Annotated in this window: 13 protein-coding genes; 8 read left to right on the top strand and 5 right to left on the bottom strand. The window is 65.4% G+C overall.

Translation table 11 applies throughout. The annotated features are described in order from the left end of the window. Nucleotides 1–10 precede the first annotated feature (10 nt). Entirely contained in the window at nucleotides 11–1078 is a 1068-nt protein-coding gene (locus CFR80_RS00185; protein WP_010515067.1) for a cation diffusion facilitator family transporter, read from the bottom strand. 150 nt (nucleotides 1079–1228) lie between these two features. Here CFR80_RS00185 and CFR80_RS00190 point away from each other — a divergent pair, with 150 nt between their 5' ends. Then, nucleotides 1229–2914, top strand: a complete 1686-nt coding sequence (locus CFR80_RS00190; protein ID WP_010515066.1) for an NAD(P)/FAD-dependent oxidoreductase — start codon at nucleotides 1229–1231, stop codon at nucleotides 2912–2914. A gap of 98 nt (nucleotides 2915–3012) precedes the next feature. Here the strand turns inward: CFR80_RS00190 and CFR80_RS00195 are convergent, their stop codons facing one another. Continuing rightward, a complete protein-coding gene (locus CFR80_RS00195) occupies nucleotides 3013–5262 on the bottom strand; it encodes a primosomal protein N' (protein ID WP_010515065.1) in 2250 nt (749 codons plus the stop codon). A 104-nt stretch (nucleotides 5263–5366) separates the two neighbouring features. Here CFR80_RS00195 and CFR80_RS00200 point away from each other — a divergent pair, with 104 nt between their 5' ends. From CFR80_RS00200 to CFR80_RS00210, 3 genes are read left to right on the top strand one after another with little or no spacing between them, the layout of a single operon-like run. Further along, nucleotides 5367–6344 (top strand): tyrosine recombinase XerC, encoded by a 978-nt coding sequence (locus tag CFR80_RS00200; protein ID WP_010515064.1) that lies wholly within the window; start codon nucleotides 5367–5369, stop codon nucleotides 6342–6344. 12 nt (nucleotides 6345–6356) lie between these two features. Next, nucleotides 6357–7313, top strand: a complete 957-nt coding sequence (pip, locus tag CFR80_RS00205) for a prolyl aminopeptidase (protein WP_048855622.1) — start codon at nucleotides 6357–6359, stop codon at nucleotides 7311–7313. Continuing rightward, nucleotides 7313–8275: a retroviral-like aspartic protease family protein gene (locus CFR80_RS00210; protein ID WP_110507003.1), complete on the top strand. Its 963-nt coding sequence runs from the start codon at nucleotides 7313–7315 to the stop codon at nucleotides 8273–8275. The genes pip and CFR80_RS00210 overlap by 1 nt, the downstream gene beginning before the upstream one ends. A 206-nt stretch (nucleotides 8276–8481) precedes the next feature. Here the strand turns inward: CFR80_RS00210 and CFR80_RS00215 are convergent, their stop codons facing one another. After that, nucleotides 8482–8961, bottom strand: coding sequence for a hypothetical protein (locus CFR80_RS00215; RefSeq protein WP_010515061.1), 480 nt, complete (start codon nucleotides 8959–8961; stop codon nucleotides 8482–8484). Nucleotides 8962–9004: 43 nt separating this feature from the next. After that, entirely contained in the window at nucleotides 9005–9343 is a 339-nt protein-coding gene (locus CFR80_RS00220) for a P-II family nitrogen regulator (protein WP_010515060.1), read from the bottom strand. Nucleotides 9344–9547: 204 nt separating this feature from the next. On the opposite strand from CFR80_RS00220, the gene CFR80_RS00225 reads away from it, so the two are divergent. The 4 genes from CFR80_RS00225 to CFR80_RS00240 all read left to right on the top strand — a co-directional run bounded on the left by CFR80_RS00225 (nucleotide 9548) and on the right by CFR80_RS00240 (nucleotide 14447). Beyond that, nucleotides 9548–10780 carry a UbiH/UbiF/VisC/COQ6 family ubiquinone biosynthesis hydroxylase gene (locus tag CFR80_RS00225; RefSeq protein WP_010515059.1) on the top strand — a complete coding sequence of 411 codons (1233 nt, stop codon included), beginning with the start codon at nucleotides 9548–9550 and terminating at the stop codon, nucleotides 10778–10780. 105 nt (nucleotides 10781–10885) lie between these two features. Further along, nucleotides 10886–11695: a serine O-acetyltransferase gene (cysE, locus tag CFR80_RS00230; RefSeq protein ID WP_232275760.1), complete on the top strand. Its 810-nt coding sequence runs from the start codon at nucleotides 10886–10888 to the stop codon at nucleotides 11693–11695. Further along, nucleotides 11695–12951 (top strand): TIGR03862 family flavoprotein, encoded by a 1257-nt coding sequence (locus tag CFR80_RS00235; protein ID WP_010515057.1) that lies wholly within the window; start codon nucleotides 11695–11697, stop codon nucleotides 12949–12951. The genes cysE and CFR80_RS00235 overlap by 1 nt, the downstream gene beginning before the upstream one ends. Beyond that, nucleotides 12948–14447, top strand: coding sequence for an ATP-binding protein (locus CFR80_RS00240; RefSeq protein ID WP_010515056.1), 1500 nt, complete (start codon nucleotides 12948–12950; stop codon nucleotides 14445–14447). Before CFR80_RS00235 ends, CFR80_RS00240 begins: the two co-directional genes overlap by 4 nt. Nucleotides 14448–14886: 439 nt before the next feature. On the opposite strand, the gene CFR80_RS00245 is transcribed toward CFR80_RS00240, so the two are convergent. Then, on the bottom strand, nucleotides 14887–17832 hold the full coding sequence (locus tag CFR80_RS00245) for an Rne/Rng family ribonuclease (protein WP_010515055.1): 2946 nt from the start codon (nucleotides 17830–17832) through the stop codon (nucleotides 14887–14889). Nucleotides 17833–17971: the final 139 nt, after the last annotated feature.

Genomic DNA, 17971 nt, shown 5'->3' on the forward strand with positions numbered 1-17971 from the left:
ACTCTGGAACCTAGACTGTACGGGCGTCGGCAAGGACGCAGTGATCGGCATCGCTCAGCGTTTCGATCTGGAAGGTGGGGTGGACGATGCCAAAGCGTTCACGCAGTTCATGGGCCGCGCGGTTCAGCAGTCCATCGGGGGCATGCCCGTTTTCACTGGCGCTGCGCACCAGGTGGACCGTCAGCGCCGTTTCGGTGGTGCTGATCGGCCATATGTGCAGGTCATGCAGGTCGCACACGCCGGGCAGCGTGCGCAGGAAGGCATCCACCTGTGCTGCGTTGATGCCACGGGGCACGCGGTCAAGCGCCATGTCCAGCGAATCCCGCAGCAGTGACCACGTCGCCACGATGATGGACAGCGACACCACAAGGCAGATGACCGGGTCGATTCGCAGCCATCCCGTCATCAGGATCAGGCCACCACCGGCCACTACCGCCAGCGACATGAGCGCATCCGACGCCATGTGCAGGAACGCGCCATGCAGGTTCAGGTCCGTCTTGCCCCCGCTGGCGAACAGCATGGCCGTCACCCCGTTGACCGCAATGCCGATGCCCGCCACCACCATTACGGCAACGCCGGCCACCGGGTGCGGGTGGATCAGCCGCAGCACGGCTTCCCACATGATCCCGCCGGTCACGACCAGCAGGGCGACGGCATTGCCCAGCGCGGCCAGTATGGAAGAACGGCGCAGCCCGTACGTGAAATTGCGGCTGGGTGAACGCCGCGACAGGATTTCCGCCAGCCACGCGGCCCCCAGCGCCAGAACGTCCGACAGGTTGTGCCCCGCATCCGCCAGCAGCGACAGCGCATGGCTGCGCACGCCCCATGCCGCTTCCCCGATGACGTAGACAAGGTTCAGGACGATCCCGATGGCGAAGGCCCGGCCATATGATGCGGGCGTGTGGACATGGTGGTGGCCAAACAGCCCCCCATGGTCATGCCCGCAGTCATGGTCCGCGTGATCATGGCTGTCATGGTCGTGGCCCGCATGATCGTCGTGGCCGTGGTCATCAAGACCATGATCATGATTATGCTCATGGCGGTCATGATCGCCATGATTATGCTGGCACTCATCCATGGGGCCGCATCCATTCATCCGGGGGAACTGAAAATATGCCGCCTTCCTAGCAGAAGGTTACGGCACGTCACCAGCACTTAGCGCATTTTGTGCGTGAGACCACCGTGATATGGCATCGCCACGGCCCCATTGCCATGGAAACGCGACCCGATGATCCGACTGACCGAACTGCGCCTGCCAATCGACCATGATGCCACCGCCCTGACGAACGCGGTGGCCGACCGGCTGGGCGTGCCGGTTGCTGACGTCACGGATATACGCATATTCCGACGGGGGCATGACGCGCGTCGCCGCCACCGTATCGTTCTGGTCTATACGGTGGACTGCGCCGTGCGGGACGAAGCGCGCGTTCTGGCTGCGCATGACGGTGCGCGCGACATCATGGCAGCGCCGGATACGTCCTATCATTTCGTGGTTGATGACGGTCCCGCCATGGCGGGACGTGCGGATTTCGTGCGCCCGGTGGTGATTGGCGCCGGGCCATGCGGGCTGATGGCGGCACTGGTGCTGGCACAGATGGGACTGCGCCCGCTGGTGCTGGAACGTGGCAAGGTGGTGCGGGAACGCACGGTCGATACCTTCGCCCTGTGGCGCAAATCCATCCTGAACCCCGAAAGCAACGTGCAGTTTGGCGAAGGGGGGGCAGGCACCTTTTCGGATGGCAAGCTGTACAGCCAGGTCAGTGACCCGCGTCACTACGGGCGCAAGGTGCTGGCGGAATTCGTGCGCGCTGGCGCGCCGGAGGAAATCCTCTACCTGTCCCGTCCCCATATCGGTACCTTCCGCCTTGTCTCGATGGTCGAGCATATCCGTGCGGAGATCGAGGCGCTTGGGGGCGAATACCGTTTTGGCGCGCATGTGACCGATTTCGTGGTGCATGATGATGGTGCGGGCGGCCGGCGCATCGCCGCCCTGCGGCTGGCGGACGGGGATGAAATTGCGGCACGCCACGTCGTGCTGGCCATCGGACACAGCGCGCGTGATACGTTTGGCTCCCTGCATGCCGCCGGGGTGGAGATGGTGGCCAAGCCGTTTTCGATTGGCGTGCGGATCGAACACCCGCAATCCATCATCAATACCGCCCGTTACGGGCAGCCCGATACCGTGCCGCTGCTGGGGGCCGCGGATTACAAGCTGGTACACCACGCTGCCAACGGACGCGCGGTCTATTCCTTCTGCATGTGCCCTGGCGGTACCGTTGTCGCGGCCACGTCGGAGGAGGGGCAGGTGGTGACCAATGGCATGAGCCAGTATTCCCGCGCCGAACGCAACGCCAATGCAGGCATTGTGGTGGGGGTGACGCCGGAACGCGATTATCCCGGTGGTCCGCTGGCGGGTATCGCCTTCCAGCGCGAATGGGAACGCCGCGCGTTCGAGGCCGGGGGCGGCGCCTATTTCGCCCCGGCCCAGACGGTGGGGGATTTTCTGGATGGCAGGCCATCCACCACGCTGGGCGATGTCGTGCCGTCCTATAAACCCGGTGTCACGCCCACCGATCTTGCGCGCTGTCTGCCTGAATTTGCGGTGACCGCCATGCGCGAAGCCCTGCCTGCGTTTGAACGCAAGATAGCGGGCTTTTCCATGCGGGACGCCGTCATGACGGGGGTGGAGACGCGCACATCCTCCCCCCTGCGCATTCCGCGCGGGATGGATGGGCAGGGCGTGAACGTGCGTGGCCTGTTCCCCGCGGGTGAGGGGGCAGGCTATGCCGGTGGCATCCTGTCGGCGGGGATTGACGGTATCCGCATTGCCGAGGCCGTGGCGCTGTCACTGGCCGGTCGCCCGGTGGAAGTGGCCATGCAGCGCGGCATGACGCACGCGACCGATGCGCAGTAAATCATAGGACGTTTTTGGTGAGGCTTTTTTCAAAAAAGCTTCGAGGAACACCGCCTTTTTGAAAAAAGGCGGTACCCAAAAACTTTTTCATCAAGCAATTAAAGGAACGAGACCGGATCGATATCCACGTCGATCCGCGCCCCGCGTTCGGGTTTCACGCGCGACAGCCATTCGCGCACGATCGGCTGCACCGCAATGTTGCGTCGCGCGCGCAATAGCAGGCGAATGCGGTGCCGCCCGCGCAGGATGGCCAGTGGCGCCGGCGCCGGGCCAAGCACCTGCACGCCATCAAGCCGTGGGGCGTTCTGGCCCAGCGCGCGCGCGGTCAGGTCCGCCGCGTCGGGTGTTTCGGCGCTGACGATCAGGGCCGCCAGCCTGCCAAAGGGGGGCCAGAAACCGGGGCGGCGCTGTTCGGCTTCCTGTTCCATGAAGCTGGCGAAATCGCCTGATACCAGCGCCTGCATGACCGGGTGGTCGGGCACGTAGCTTTGCAGCAGCACGCGGCCCGGCGCCTCGGCACGGCCCGCACGTCCTGCGACCTGATGCAGAAGCTGAACCGTGCGTTCGGACGCACGCAGGTCGCCACCGCCCAGGCCCAGGTCGGCATCCACGATTCCCACCAGCGTCAGATGCGGGAAATGCCAGCCCTTGGCCACGATCTGCGTGCCGATCACAAGGTCGATTTCGCGCCGTGCTATGCGCTCGACCGCGGCGGCGGTGGCGGCGGGACCGTTCAGTGTATCGCTGGCCATGACCAGTATCCGCGCATCAGGGAAGGTGGCGCGGGCTTCTTCCGTTATCCGCTCCACGCCCGGCCCGATGGGGGTCAGACTGTCGGCATCGGCGCATTTGGGGCAGGTCTGCGGAATGGGTTCGTCATATCCGCAATGGTGGCAGGTCAGGATATGGCGCGCACGGTGTTCCACCAGCCACGCGGTACAGTTGGGGCACTGCATGCGGTGGCCACAGGTGCGGCACAGTGTCAGCGGCGCGTATCCGCGCCGGTTGAGGAACAGCATCGCCTGTTCGCCACGCCCGATCGCGTCGTTGATCGCCCCGGTCAGCACGGGCGACAGGAACAGCCCGCGTTCGGGCGGGTCCGCGCGCATGTCCAGCGTTTCCACGTCTGGCATGCTGGCGTTGCCGTGGCGTGCGCCCAGTTTCAGGTGCCGGTACCGGCCCGCGCCAACATTGGCCAGGCTTTCAAGGCTGGGCGTTGCGGAAACCAGCACCACGGGCGCACGGCTCATGCGCGCGCGGACTACCGCCATGTCGCGGGCGTGGTAGGTGACGCCGTCTTCCTGCTTGAAGGCGGTTTCGTGCTCCTCATCGACAATAATCAGGCCAAGCTGGTCAAACGGCAGGAACAGCGCCGAGCGCGCGCCCACCACGACCCGCGCCGTGCCATCGGCCACTGCCCGCCATGTCACCCGGCGCAGGCGTGACCCGAGGTCGGAATGCCACAGGGCGGGTTCCGTGCCAAAGCGGCGGGAAAACCGCCCCGTCCATTGGGCCGACAGGGCGATTTCCGGCAGCAGCACCAGCGCCTGCCGTCCCGCTGCGATACATGCGGCGATGGCCTCCATGTAAATCTCGGTCTTGCCCGACCCGGTCACGCCTTCCAGCAGGGTGATGGAAAAGCTGTCTTCCGCCACGCGGGCGCGCAGTTCGGTTGCGACCTCCGCCTGGTCACCTTCCAGAACGGGGAGACAATGCGCGGGATCGGGACGGGCGAAAGGTGGCGGCGGGGCGATTTCAACCGCCCGCAGCGCGCCCGCCTGCGCCAGCCCCCGGATCACGGCAGCACCAGCACCCGCGCGGCGGGCCAGTTCCGTTGTGGTCAGGGGCGTTCCTCCGGCGGCGGCATCCAGCACTTTCTGGCGCGCGGGTGTCATGCGCAGGTCCGCAGGCAGCGTCGGGGCCGCGGCCCATCCGGTGGCGGGACGTGGCAGCGGCGCCAGCGCATTGGCCCGCAACGCCATGGCCAGCACCATGCCCGGAGGGGAAAGGGTATAGGCCGCCACCCAGTCCACGAACTGCCGCAGTTGCGCGGGCAGTGGCGGCAGGTCCAGGCGGGCCGCCACGGGCTTGAGGCGCGATGTCGCCACCTCCTTCTGGGGGGTAGGGGTGAATTCGGGGGGCAGACAGGAGATTGCGTCCCATATCACCCCCGTTTCGGTGCGGCGGCCCAGTGGTACGGTCACGATGTCACCGGGGCGGGCATCCGCCAGGCGCGGTGGCAGCAGGTAGTCCAGCGGCCCGGCAAAGGGCAGGGTCAGCATGACCCGCACGCGGCCATCGGCAGGGGCGGGCAGCAGGTCCGGTTGTGAAGGATTGCGATGCGGCATGTGTTTTTCTACCGTCGCCCGTCGCCCGTGTCTTGTCCATCATGGGCGCATGGCGCACACATCGTCATTAAGGCACGCGACAGCACGATGAAAGGGTGCGCGACATGATGGCAACCGGGGCGCGTGACGCCTTCCTGCACTGGATGGAGACCGAACGCAGGGCGTCCGCCCTGACGCTTACGGCCTATCGGGGGGATCTGGACCGGTTCCTTGCGTTCCTGACCAAGCATCTGGGGGCGGAGCCGGACATGGGGGCGCTGGCGGGTCTGTCGCTGACCGACCTGCGGGCATGGCTGGCCCATGAACATGCTGCAGCACTGGGTGGACGGCGTCCCACTACGCAGGACCGCGCTGCGCGAACGCGCGCGCGCCGGGTGTCGGCGCTGCGGTCCTTCTATCGCTATCTTGCACGCTATCATGGCGTCGACAATCCGGCGCCGGGGCTGCTGGCCACGCCGCGTACGCGCCGCCCGCTGCCCCGCCCGCTGCCAAAGACGCAGGCGCTGGAGGTGCCCGAAGGGGTGTCGGACATTGCCCATACCCCCATGGCGCGGGTGCGCGACGGGGCGCTGTTCATGCTGCTGTATGGGTGTGGCCTGCGCATTTCCGAAGCTCTGGCGCTGGATGTGCGCGACCTTGATCTGGCACGTACCCTTGGTGATGGCACAAAAGGTGATGGCGTGCTGCGCATACGCGGCAAGGGGGGGAAGGAACGCATGGTGCCGGTGCTGCCACAGGTCATGCAGGCCCTGTCGCGCTGGCGCAGCACACACCCGCTGCCACAGCCCGATGCGCCGTTATTCGTGGGGGTGCGCGGTGGCCGCCTGCAGGCGGGCATTGCCCAGCGCGCGATGCGGACATGGCGGCACATGGCGGGCCTGCCCGAACATGCAACGCCGCATGCGCTGCGCCATTCCTTTGCCACCCACCTGATGGAAGGCGGCGCGGACCTGCGTGTGATACAGGACCTGCTGGGTCATGCCAGCCTGTCGACCACGCAGCGTTATACGCTGGCGGATGAAGCCCGGCTTATGGATGTGTGGACACGTGCCCACCCCCATGCCACCGATACTGCACGATGAACAGGATTGCCCATGTCCCAGCGGTTCCCCTATCCCCCGATTGCCCCCTACGACCACGGCTGGCTTGATACGGGCGAAGGGCATCGTATTTATTGGGAACTGTGTGGCAATCCCGACGGTATTCCCGTTGTCTTCCTCCATGGTGGTCCCGGCGGCGGCTGTTCGGCCTTCCAGCGCCAGATGTTCGACCCCGCGCGGTACCGCATCCTGCTGTTTGACCAGCGTGGCTGCGGGCGCTCGACCCCGCATGCGGCACTGGTCAACAACACGACATGGCACCTTGTCGCGGATATTGAGCGGCTGCGCGTCATGACGGGCGCGGATGCATGGATGGTGTTTGGCGGGTCATGGGGGTCAACGCTGGCGCTGGCCTATGCACAGGCGCATCCCGACCGCGTCAGTGCGCTGGTGCTGCGCGGTATCTTCACCCTGCGCCGGGCGGAACTGCTATGGTATTATCAGGATGGCGCGTCATGGCTGTTTCCCGATCTGTGGGAACAGTTTGTCGCCCCCATTCCCCCCGCCGAACGCGGTGACCTGATGGCCGCCTATCACCGCCAGCTGACCAGTCAGGATGCGGACGTGCAGATGAAGGCCGCCATTGCATGGAGTGTCTGGGAAGGGCGCACCATCACCCTGCTGCCTGCGTCCGATACCGTCATACAGCATGCCGACCCGCGTTACGCGCTGGCGTTTTCGCGTATAGAAAATCATTATTTCGTCAATGCCGGGTGGCTGGACGAAGGCCAGCTGATCCGTGACGTGGACCGGATACGGCATATTCCCGCCGTCATCGTGCAGGGGCGTTATGATGTCACGACCCCCATGCGCACGGCCTGGGACCTGCATCGCGCCTGGCCCGAGGCGAAGCTGCACATTATCGACACGGCGGCCCATGCCATGACCGAACCGGGTATCCTGTCCGCCCTGCTGGAGGCCACGGACACCATGGCCGGGCGACTGGCCTGATGGCCGGGGTCCGCGCATGGCTTGCGGCATGTGGTGCTGCCGCCGTTACGGCCTGCTGGCTGGCGGGCGTGCCCGCCATGGCGGCACAGGGCACGGAGCTGAGGCTGTGCAACCATGAACGCGTGGCGCAGGTGCCGCTGCGTGATGACGGGGGGTACCTGTCCATTGTCATCAGCATTGCCGGGCATGACCTGAGCGCGCTGGTGGATACCGGATCGGATGGCGGGCTGCTGACGCCGGACATGGTGGGCTACCTGCGCCTGCGGCTTGATCCCGACCACGAAACCGTCGTCCATGGCACTGGCGGGATTGCGCAGGCGACACCCAACGCCCTTGTGCCCGACCTGCGGGTGGGTGGGGTCGATTTCGGCGCGCGTTCGGTGCCGGTGGGTGAACTGCCGGGGCAGCCGATGATCCACCCCCCCGTTGCCGGGCTGCTGGGGGGGGATATCCTGTCGCGGTTCGATCTGGACATGGATGTGCCCGGTGGCACGCTGACATTGTGGAACATCCAGCATGGCTCCATGGCCTGTGCCCCGCCACCGGCATGGGACGGGCCATATGAGACCCTGCCGCTGCGCAGGCAGGACAACCGTTTCCTGCTGGAAGTGAAGCTGGATGGCAGGCCGGTCACGGCGCTGCTCGACAGTGGCGCGCGCTCGCGCATTGTCTCGCCGGAGGTGGCGCACCGCGCGGGTGTCAGCCAGTCACAGCTGGACCGCGATCCCGGCGGCGTGACCGCAGGCGTGGACGGGCACAAGGACATCTATCACTGGCACCGTTTCGACAACCTGCAGGTCGGTCATGAGCTGGAGCGCAATGTTACGCTGACCGTGGCCCCCCTGCGCGAACATCTGGAAATGCTGCTGGGGTCGGACTGGTTCGCGTCCCACCGGGTGTGGATATCCTATGCCACGAACCAGGCATTTGTCCGTCCCGCGCCACGGCAGCCGACCAGATAAGGGAATCTCCGGCAACGCCAGAGGTGTCCGGGCCCCCCGTTTTTCATAAGGACGGCGTTGCCTGAAGCTTTCTGCAAACGCTTCACCGGTAACATCCCTGCATGATGGCAGGAGGCCGTTCGGGCTGGCTGTTCCGGCAGCTCCGGAAAAATCAGGCCCGGCATGGACTGCCGGACCCTGCTGGCGTTGGGGTGAGCGGAGGAGGATCAGCCCTTCAGCCGGGCGTTGCACACGCTGTAGTACCCGCCGCCACGCTGGATCCAGCGCAGGCCACCATTGGCGTTGGTGGCCTTGTTGGCGTTGTACTGGTCAAGGCAGGTGTGCAGGCGGGCCTTGCCGGCGGCTTCCTTGCTGTATTTGGGGGAAACGGCATCGGGCAGCGTGGCGTTGGTGGACACGGGGGCCGCAGCCGGGGCGGACGCCTTTGGTGCGGCCGGTGCGGCAACGGGGCTGGCGGCGGCAGGGGCTGCGGGTTCTGCGGCCCTGGTTTCGGGGGCGGCCACGTCACCGCACTGGGCGGTCTTGAAATCCTTGTAACTCTGGCCGTTCAGCGTGCCTGCGGTGCGGGCGGTGGTGAATTTCTGGTGGCACGACTTGGAGGTTTCGCGTGCATGCGCGGCACCTGTGGACAGCGCGAGCGCGAGTACGGAAGCAGTTGCGATCCCGAAGCGGAAGGATGTGGTCATGGGGTTGGTCGGTCCTGAAATGACGGTTGTGAAAATATGCGGGTTACAGCGCGCTGTCGCCCGTCTCCCGCGTGCGGATGCGGATGACGCTCTCAAGCGGGGAGATGAAGATCTTGCCATCGCCGATCTTGCCGGTATGGGCGGCTTCCAGAATGGTTTCCACCGCCTGTTCCACCAGGTCGTCGGTCACGGCGACCTCGATCTTGATCTTGGGCAGGAAACTGACGTGGTATTCCGCCCCGCGATAGATTTCGGTCTGGCCTTTCTGGCGGCCAAAACCCTTGACTTCCGATACGGTCAGCCCCTGAATCCCCAGCGGGGTCAGGGCTTCACGCACATCGTCGAGCTTGAAAGGCTTGATGATGGCTGTGACAAGCTTCATCTCACCGCGTCTCCATTCTGCTGTCCGGCCGGGCTGACCGTGTGTGAAAGATAAAGTAACATCCCGTCTATACCCTGATCGGGTGATACATGTCATCCGCCTTCGCACATCCGATATGGTAAGCGCGCTTGTGCCTCCCCCGTGGGGGGGAGTAAATCCGACGGGCTTGCCGCACCTGCCCGCAGGGCCAGAACAGGAAACGAAATGACCGCGAACATGTCCTCCACCACCACGTCCGGACCCCTTGAGGTCGATGTCTGCATCGTGGGGGCGGGACCGGTGGGTGCAACGCTGGCCTGCCGCCTTGCCTCAGATGGCATGAAGGTCGCGATCATTGACCGCGCGGCCCTGCCGCCCATGGAGCACCCGGCCTTTGACGGGCGCGCCTATGCCATTGCCGCAGGCTCGCGCCGCCTGCTGGAAGATGCGGGCGTGTGGCAGCGCCTGCCCATGGATTCGTGTGATATCCGCGAAATCCGCGTGACTGACGGCAGGCCGGGGCGTCCGCCGTCGCGCCTGTTCCTTGAATTCGGGCGTGAAGACGCCGACCAGCCCTTCGGTGCCATGATCGAGGCGCGTGCCCTGCGCGTGGCGCTGAATGCGTCGCTGCACGCGACGCCGGGCCTGCATGTTTTTGCCCCCGATGAAGGCGTGGTGACCCGGAACCCCGATGGCGCAGTCATCCGCACCACCAGCGGGCGCGTTATCCATGCGCGACTGGTTGTCGCGGCCGAAGGGCGACGCAGCCCGCTGCGTGATCAGGCGCGCATTACCGTCACGCGCCTGCCTTACAATCAGTGCGGCATCGTCTGCGCCGTGGCCCATGAACGCCCGCATGAAGGTCGCGCGCTGGAGCATTTCCTGCCCGCCGGTCCTTTCGCGCAGCTGCCCATGGCGGGAACGGCCGAACACCCCAACCTGTCCGCCCTGGTCTGGACCGAAAGCGAGAAGGTGGCCCACCGTCTGGCCGAACTGCCGCATGACGCCTTCGCGCATGAAATCCGCCGCCGCATGGGCGATGACTGGCTGGGTGCGGTCAACCCGGTGGGGCGGCGGTGGGTCTATCCGCTTTCGGCGCAGTACGCGCAGCGTTATATTGATACGCGCCTTGCCCTGGTGGGGGACGCGGCGCACGGCATTCACCCCATTGCGGGGCAGGGGCTGAACCTTGGTTTCCGTGACGTCATTGCCATGACCGACATCCTGCGTGGCGTGCATGCCGGTGGCGGGGACGTTGGTGCGGCGGATGTGCTGCGCAGGTATCAGGCCCGCTGCCGGCCCGCCAACATGCTCATGCTGGTGGCGACCGATGCGCTGGAACGCCTGTTTGGCAATGACAACCCGGTCCTGCGGCTGGCGCGCGACGTGGGGCTTGCGACCGTCAACCGCATCACCCCGCTGCGCCGCAGCTTTGCCCGGCACGCCATGGGCCTGTAAAACGGGGACCGCGACGAATAACTGGGCCTCAGGGCCGGAACGGATGGCTTAATGTCTGAAAAGCAGCCTGCTGGCATTCCCATGGATACACGCACGCGTCCCGTCATGCCGCCAACGCTGGGGCATGTGGACCCGACCACGCTGTGGCAGGAAATCGTGAACGGCGCATGCGGGTGCAATGATCCGCTGGTCAAGGGACTGCTGGCCACCGGCATCCGCAACCATGCATCCTTCCGCTGTGCGCTGGCCGCCCTGATCGGACGCAAGCTGGGGGACCGTTCGGTGGCGGATGACGCGCTGGCCGAACTGGTGAGCGAGGTATTCGACGCTGATCCCGATATCGTCAGTGCGGCGGCGGCCGATCTGGTCGCCATCCGTGAACGTGACCCGGCCACGGCCAATTACGTGACGCCCTTCCTGTTCTTCAAGGGGTATCACGCGGTGCAGAGCTATCGCGTGGCGCACTGGCTGTGGCACAACAACCGCAGCTATCTGGCGCTGCATCTGCAAAGCCGGTGTTCCGAGCTGTTTGCCGTTGATATCCATCCCGCGGCAAAGCTGGGGCGGCGTATCCTGCTGGATCACGGCACGGGCATCGTGATCGGGGAAACCTCGGTGCTGGAGGACGACGTCTCCCTGCTGCAGGGCGTAACCCTTGGCGGCACGGGCAAGAATGTGGGCGACCGTCACCCCAAGGTACGCCGTGGCGTGCTGATCGGGGCGGGGGCCAAGATCCTGGGTAATATCGAAATTGGGGAAGGTGCGAAGGTGGGTGCCGGCTCCATCGTGCTGGAATCCGTGCCGCCCTACACCACCGTGGTGGGCAATCCCGCCCGGATCGTCGGCACGCGGCATTCCAGCCTGCCGGCCTTCACCATGGACCAGATGCTGCCGCCGATCGATTATATCATCTGATGACCGAATTCGTTTTCAGGCCGCATGTCGCGGTGATCGGCGGTGGCCCCGCCGGGCTTGCCGCAGCCGAAGTCCTGTCCGCCCATGGTTGTGGTGTCAGCGTGGTGGAACAGATGCCCACCATGGGGCGCAAGCTGCTCATGGCCGGGCGGGGCGGGCTTAACCTGACCCATTCCGAACCGGCCGATGCCTTTGCCGCGCGCTATGGCGCCGCGCGTCCGATGATGGAGCGCGCCCTGCAGGCCTTTACCCCGCAGGACATGGTAAAATGGGCCGGGGAACTGGGACAGCCCTGCTTTACCGGCAGCAGCGGGCGCATTTTTCCCCGCGCCATGAAGGCGTCACCGCTGCTGCGGGCATGGCTGGCGCGGCTCGCGGCGCGTGGCGTGCGCCTGCTGACGCGCCACCGCTGGGACGGGTGGGACGCGGATGGCAGGCTGCGGGTATCGGGTCCCGGTGGTCCGGTCTGCTGGCGCGTCAATGCAACGGTGCTGGCGTTGGGTGGGGCAAGCTGGGCGCGCCTTGGGTCGGATGGTGCATGGCGGGAGTGCCTGCTGGGCCTCAATGTCGATGTTTCGCCATTCGCGCCGGCCAATTGTGGTTTCGTGACCGGGTGGCGTGACGCGTTCACCAGCCGCTTTGCGGGCACGCCGCTGCGGGGCATCGCGCTGACGCTGGATAAGGGGGATACGGTCCGTGGTGAGGCCGTGGTCACCGGTATGGGTATTGAAGGTGGCGCGGTCTATGCCCTGTCGGCTGCGATTCGTGACCGGATTGCACGCAATGGGCAGGCGCTGGTTCATATCGACCTGCGACCCGCGCTGGATGTGGCGGAAATCGCCACCCGGATTGCCCGCGTGCGCTCACGTGAAAGCCTGTCCAACACATTGCGCAAGGCGTTGCGGTTGCCGCCCGTGGCTGTCGCCCTGCTGCGCGAAGGGGAAGGCGGACCGCCAGCGCGTGATCCCGCAGCCCTCGCCCGCCTGGTCAAGGCGGTTCCGGTGATGCTGCGCGCGCCTGCGCCATTGGACCGTGCCATTTCGGTGGCGGGGGGAATCGCATGGCCCGGGCTAAACGAACATTTCATGCTGCGCGCACTGCCCGGTGTTTTCGCCGCCGGTGAAATGCTGGACTGGGAAGCCCCGACCGGCGGTTACCTTCTGCAGGGCTGCATCGCGACCGGCCGCATGGCGGGGCAGGGTGCATGGGAATGGTTGCGTGACTCGCAGCGCGGGCGGTATCCGTCAGCGCCATGAGTGTTGCGATCACGATAGGTGAACGGCGCGGGGCCACGGCAACCGATGCCCCCGTGACGATGGATCTGGCGGAACTGCTGTCCACCCGCCTGCTGGTGCAGGGTAATTCCGGGTCGGGCAAGTCGCACCTGCTGCGCCGCCTGCTGGAACAGTCGGCGCGCATGGTGCAGCAGGCGATCATCGACCCCGAGGGCGATTTCGTCAGCATAGCTGAACGCTTCGGCCATCTGGTCATTGACGCTGCTGAACATACCGAAGCGGCGCTGCAGGCGGCGGGCGAGCGGATGCGCATGCACCGGGCATCCGTCGTACTGAACCTTGAGGGCGTAGATGCGGATGTGCAGATGCGCCGCGCTGCCGCTTTCCTTGGCGGCATGTTCGAGGTGCCGCGCGATTACTGGTACCCCGTGCTGGTCGTGGTGGATGAAGCCCAGCTTTTTGCACCTGCGGCGGCGGGCGAGGTGTCGGATGAAGCGCGCCGTGCCTCGCTCGGCGCCATGACCAACCTCATGTGCCGTGGGCGCAAGCGCGGGCTGGCCGGGGTGATCGCGACCCAGCGCCTGGCCAAGCTGGCGAAAAACGTCGCGGCTGAAGCCTCGAACTTCCTCATGGGACGCACTTTCCTTGACATCGACATGATGCGGGCCGCCGACCTGCTGGGGATGGAGCGGCGGCAGGCGGAAAGTTTCCGCGATCTTGAACGTGGTTATTTTGTCGCCCTTGGCCCCGCCATATGCCGCAGGCCGCTGGCGGTGAAAATCGGCCCGGTGGAAACCGAAAGCCGCTCGGCTGGTCCCACGCTCATGCCGTTCGAGCCGGTGCCTGCGGGCGAGGAAATTCGCGAACTGATCCTGACCCCCGTGCCTGAACGCGAGATCCCGGCCCGTCCACCGCGCAGTTTCAGCCCGCCCCCCGATATTCTGGCCCAGCTTGCTGCCCACGCCGAAACCGCAACCGTGGAGGCGGCGGAAGACGAACCGGCCACCCCACCTGTGGATGCGGCAGCCCAGCGGCTGCGCTTTATCGAGATTCTGAGCGATATCCTGCGTGACGAGGATGCGGGCTTTCGTCCCGTGCATGTGCTGTATCAGGATTTCCTTGTCCGCTGCCGGATCGAGGGCATGGGGCGTGACGCGCTGGACATGCCGCGCTTTCGCCGCCTGCTGGCGGTGGCCAAGGCGGGCGTGGATGCGCAGACGGCGGGAAGCGGGCAGTGGCGGCAGGCCGAACTGATGGCTGGCGTGCTGCCCGATGACGTGCAGGGTATCTTCCTGCTGATTGCCCGTGCCGCCCTGCATGGCGAACCCTGTCCGTCTGACAGCCTGATCGCCCGTACCTACGGCACCCATTCGCTGGGACGCGCCCGGCGGCAACTGGCGTATCTGGAGGAGCAGAACATGATTGTTTTGCGCAATGACGGGTTGGGCCGGCGCAGTGCCGCCATTATCGGTCCCGGCTGGGAAACCGCCCCGGCCATGCCGGATGGGAACGGGTAGGACGTTTTTCAAAACATCTGATTCAACAGAAAGGCTTTTGGTGAAGCTTGGTTCAAAAAGCTTCAGGAAGCCTCACTGTTTTGAAATTGGATGACACACGAAAACCATTTCCTATCAATGAACTGATTTTAGATATGCCCCGGTAGCATGGAATGGGACGAGACCACCCGCATGGCAGAATCCGCCATTGGCGAAAGAATGGTCCCGCTATTCTGTCAGTCGATTATTCACATGTAGGCTCGCTCGGACAATCCGTGCCTGTGACGTCAACGGTCATGGTGGAAGGCGATATAGGGATGCGGGCAGGATGGATTTCGAGCAATGCCATCGTCATTCACGACATGAGGCTATCCGGTTTTCCCGTAAGGACGTCTGGATAATAAAAAACCCTGCCTTCGCGTGAAGGCAGGGTTTTCTGTTGTTGGCGAAGCAGATGGCCTCAGCGCTTCCACCATCCCGTGCGACGGTGGGTGGTCGGGGTCGCATCCACGTCGACCGGCGTAATGGCCGTGTCCGCCGGGGTGTCGGTGGCTTCCGCCGCCTCATCAGCCTTTTTGCGACGACGGCGGGTTGCCGTCGTGGTCGTGGCCGTCTTGCGGGTTGTGGTCCGCTTTTTCGGGGCGGGCTTTTCAGCCTTTTCCGCTTTGGCGTCCGCCGTTTTGGCCTCGGTCTCGACCGGGGGCGCATCGGCTGCTGCATCCGCTACGGGTTCAGCCTTCTTGCGGCGCGTGACACGACGGCGCTTGGGGGCTTCTTCCGTGGCAGGTGCGGCGGCTTCGGTCGTGGCGGGTGTTTCCACCGCCGGTTCCTCGGCCTTGTCCGCCGTCTTTGCCGCCGTGCGGGTGGTGCGGCGGCGTGTAGTGGCCGTCGTGCCCGTGCTGCGGCTGGCCGCACGCTTGCGCGCGGGCCTGGCGGGTGCGGCTTCCTCGGCTGCCGTCTCGTCTGCCGGTTTTGCCTTGGTTTCCTCTGCCGGTTCCTCGGTTACCGGTTCAGCAGCCTTGCGGCGGCTGGTCGTGCGGCGCGTGGTGGTCGTGCTGGCACGGCGGCGGCGCTTGGGCGCTTCTTCCGCAGCCGGTTCCGCAGGTGCGGGAGCAGCTTCGGGTTCGGCGGCTTCCGCTTCCACGGCCGGGACGGCAGGTTCGGCAACCGGGGCGGCCGTGGCCTCGGCGTCCTGTGTCACGGGGGCGGCCCCGTTTTCGACCGGGGTGGTACGACGGCGCGTGCGGCGCGCCTTGGTGGTTTCTTCCTCGGCCACGGGGGCCGGGGCGGCTTCCTCCACTTCGACCACGACCGGATCGGCTTCGACAACCACTTCGCTCGGTGCGGTTGTCTGTTCGATCACATCAAAGATGTCGATGATCGCATCGCCGTACGGATCGGCCGGGGTGGGGCCACGATAGACTTCGCGCGGCGCGGGTTCCGGTGCGGGCGTCGGCGCGACCGGAGCCGGTGCCTGTTCCGTAGCCGTATCCTCGGCTGCCTGCGTCTGTCCGGCCTGTGCTGCGGCACCACCACGACGGCGACGGCGACGGCGGCGACGGCGGTGGTCGGTACCCGACGCGATATCCTCATCCTCATCCGTCGTGGCGACGGCGTCTGGCGTGGCATCGGCCGCGGGCGGCTCGGCCTGGATCTGGATTTCACGCACATGGCTGCTTTCGGCCGGGGCGTGTTCGATCACCGGTGCGTCAAAGCGGGCCGTCTGCTGGCGTATGCGCTCGATCTTGCACTCCTGCGGCTGCAGGGCGGCATCGGGGGCGAAGGAAACCTGCATCTTGTGGCGGGTTTCGATTTCTGACAGCCAGTTGCGCTTGTGGTTGAGGATGTAGAAAGCGATTTCCGGCGCGACGCCAACGGAGATTTCCGCCGCCTTGCGCTGCATGCCCTCTTCTTCGATCGCGCGCAGCACGTGCAGTGCCGAGCTTTCGATCCCGCGCACGATGCCGGTGCCCTGACAGTGCGGGCAGGGCATGAAGGCGGATTCGGCAATGGAGGGACGCAGGCGCTGGCGCGACATTTCCAGCAGGCCGAAATGCGAGATCTGGCCAACCTGGATGCGCGCGCGGTCGGTGCGCAGGGCGTCCTTCAGCTTCCGCTCGACCATGCCGTTGTGCTTGCGGCTTTCCATGTCGATGAAGTCGATGACGATCAGCCCGGCCAGATCGCGCAGGCGCAGCTGGCGGGCGACTTCCTCGGCGGCTTCGAGGTTGGTGCGCAGTGCCGTTTCCTCGATATTGCGCTCCCGCGTGGCGCGGCCCGAGTTCACATCGATCGCGACCAGTGCCTCGGTCTGGTTGATGACCAGATAGCCACCCGATTTCAGCTGCACGGACGGCGAGAGCATGGAATCCAGCAGCCCCTCCACCTTGTAGTGGGAGAACAGGGTCTGTTCATGGTCCTGCCACAGCTTCACCTTCTGCGCGTTCTGCGGCATGAGCATGCGCATGAATTCACGCGCGGATTTCCAGCCCGGCTCGCCATCGATCAGGATCTCGCTGACTTCGCGGGTGTAGATGTCGCGGATGGCGCGCTTGATCAGGCTGGCTTCTTCGTAGATCAGCGCAGGTGCGACCGATTCCAGCGTATGCTGGCGGATGTCGTCCCACAGGCGCAGCAGGTATTCGCAGTCGCGCATGATTTCGGCGCGCGGGCGCTGGGCGCCGGCGGTGCGCACGATCATGGCCATGCCGCGCGGGATCTGCAGTTCGGTAATGATGTCACGCAGGCGACGGCGGTCGGCCACCGACGTGATCTTGCGCGAAACGCCCCCGCCACGCAGCGAGTTGGGCATCAGCACGCAGTAGCGGCCCGCCAGCGAGACGTATGTGGTCAGCGCCGCACCCTTGTTGCCGCGTTCTTCCTTGACCACCTGCACCAGCAGGATCTGGCGGCGGCGGATGACTTCCTGAATCTTATAGTTGCGCAGGAAGCGCGCGATGCGGCGCTGGGCCTGCGCTTCGTCGCCGGTATCGTTTTCGCCGCCTACGGTTTCGGGTTCGTCGCCGTCCTGATCAACCGGGGCGTCGGCCTCGTCCTCGGCGCGGGGGGCGTCGTCTTCCTCGTCATCGCGGGCGCGGCGTTCTTCTTCCGCGCGGCGTTCCTCTTCCTGCAGCGCCAGCAGCTTTTCGCGGTCGGCTACGGGGATCTGGTAATAGTCAGGGTGGATTTCACTGAAGGCAAGGAACCCGTGGCGGTTGCCGCCATAATCCACGAACGCAGCCTGAAGGCTGGGTTCCACGCGGATAACCTTGGCCAGATAGATGTTGCCCTTCAGCTGCTTTTTTGAAGCGGCTTCAACATCGTAATCTTCCAGGTGGTTACCATCCATCACGACCACGCGGGTTTCTTCCGCGTGGGTCGTGTCGATCAGCATGCGTTTGCTCATAAATAGGCGCACTCCGGTATGTCACGTTCCGGCATCCGGGCTGCGCGCGTCTTTTGTGGCGGCAGGGGGACGTAAGGGGAACGGACAGAAACATGAAAAAACGGGCGACCGGACCCGGACGGAACACCACCGCGCGGCG

The organism is Komagataeibacter oboediens, from assembly GCF_003207815.1.
Lineage (GTDB): Bacteria > Pseudomonadota > Alphaproteobacteria > Acetobacterales > Acetobacteraceae > Komagataeibacter > Komagataeibacter oboediens.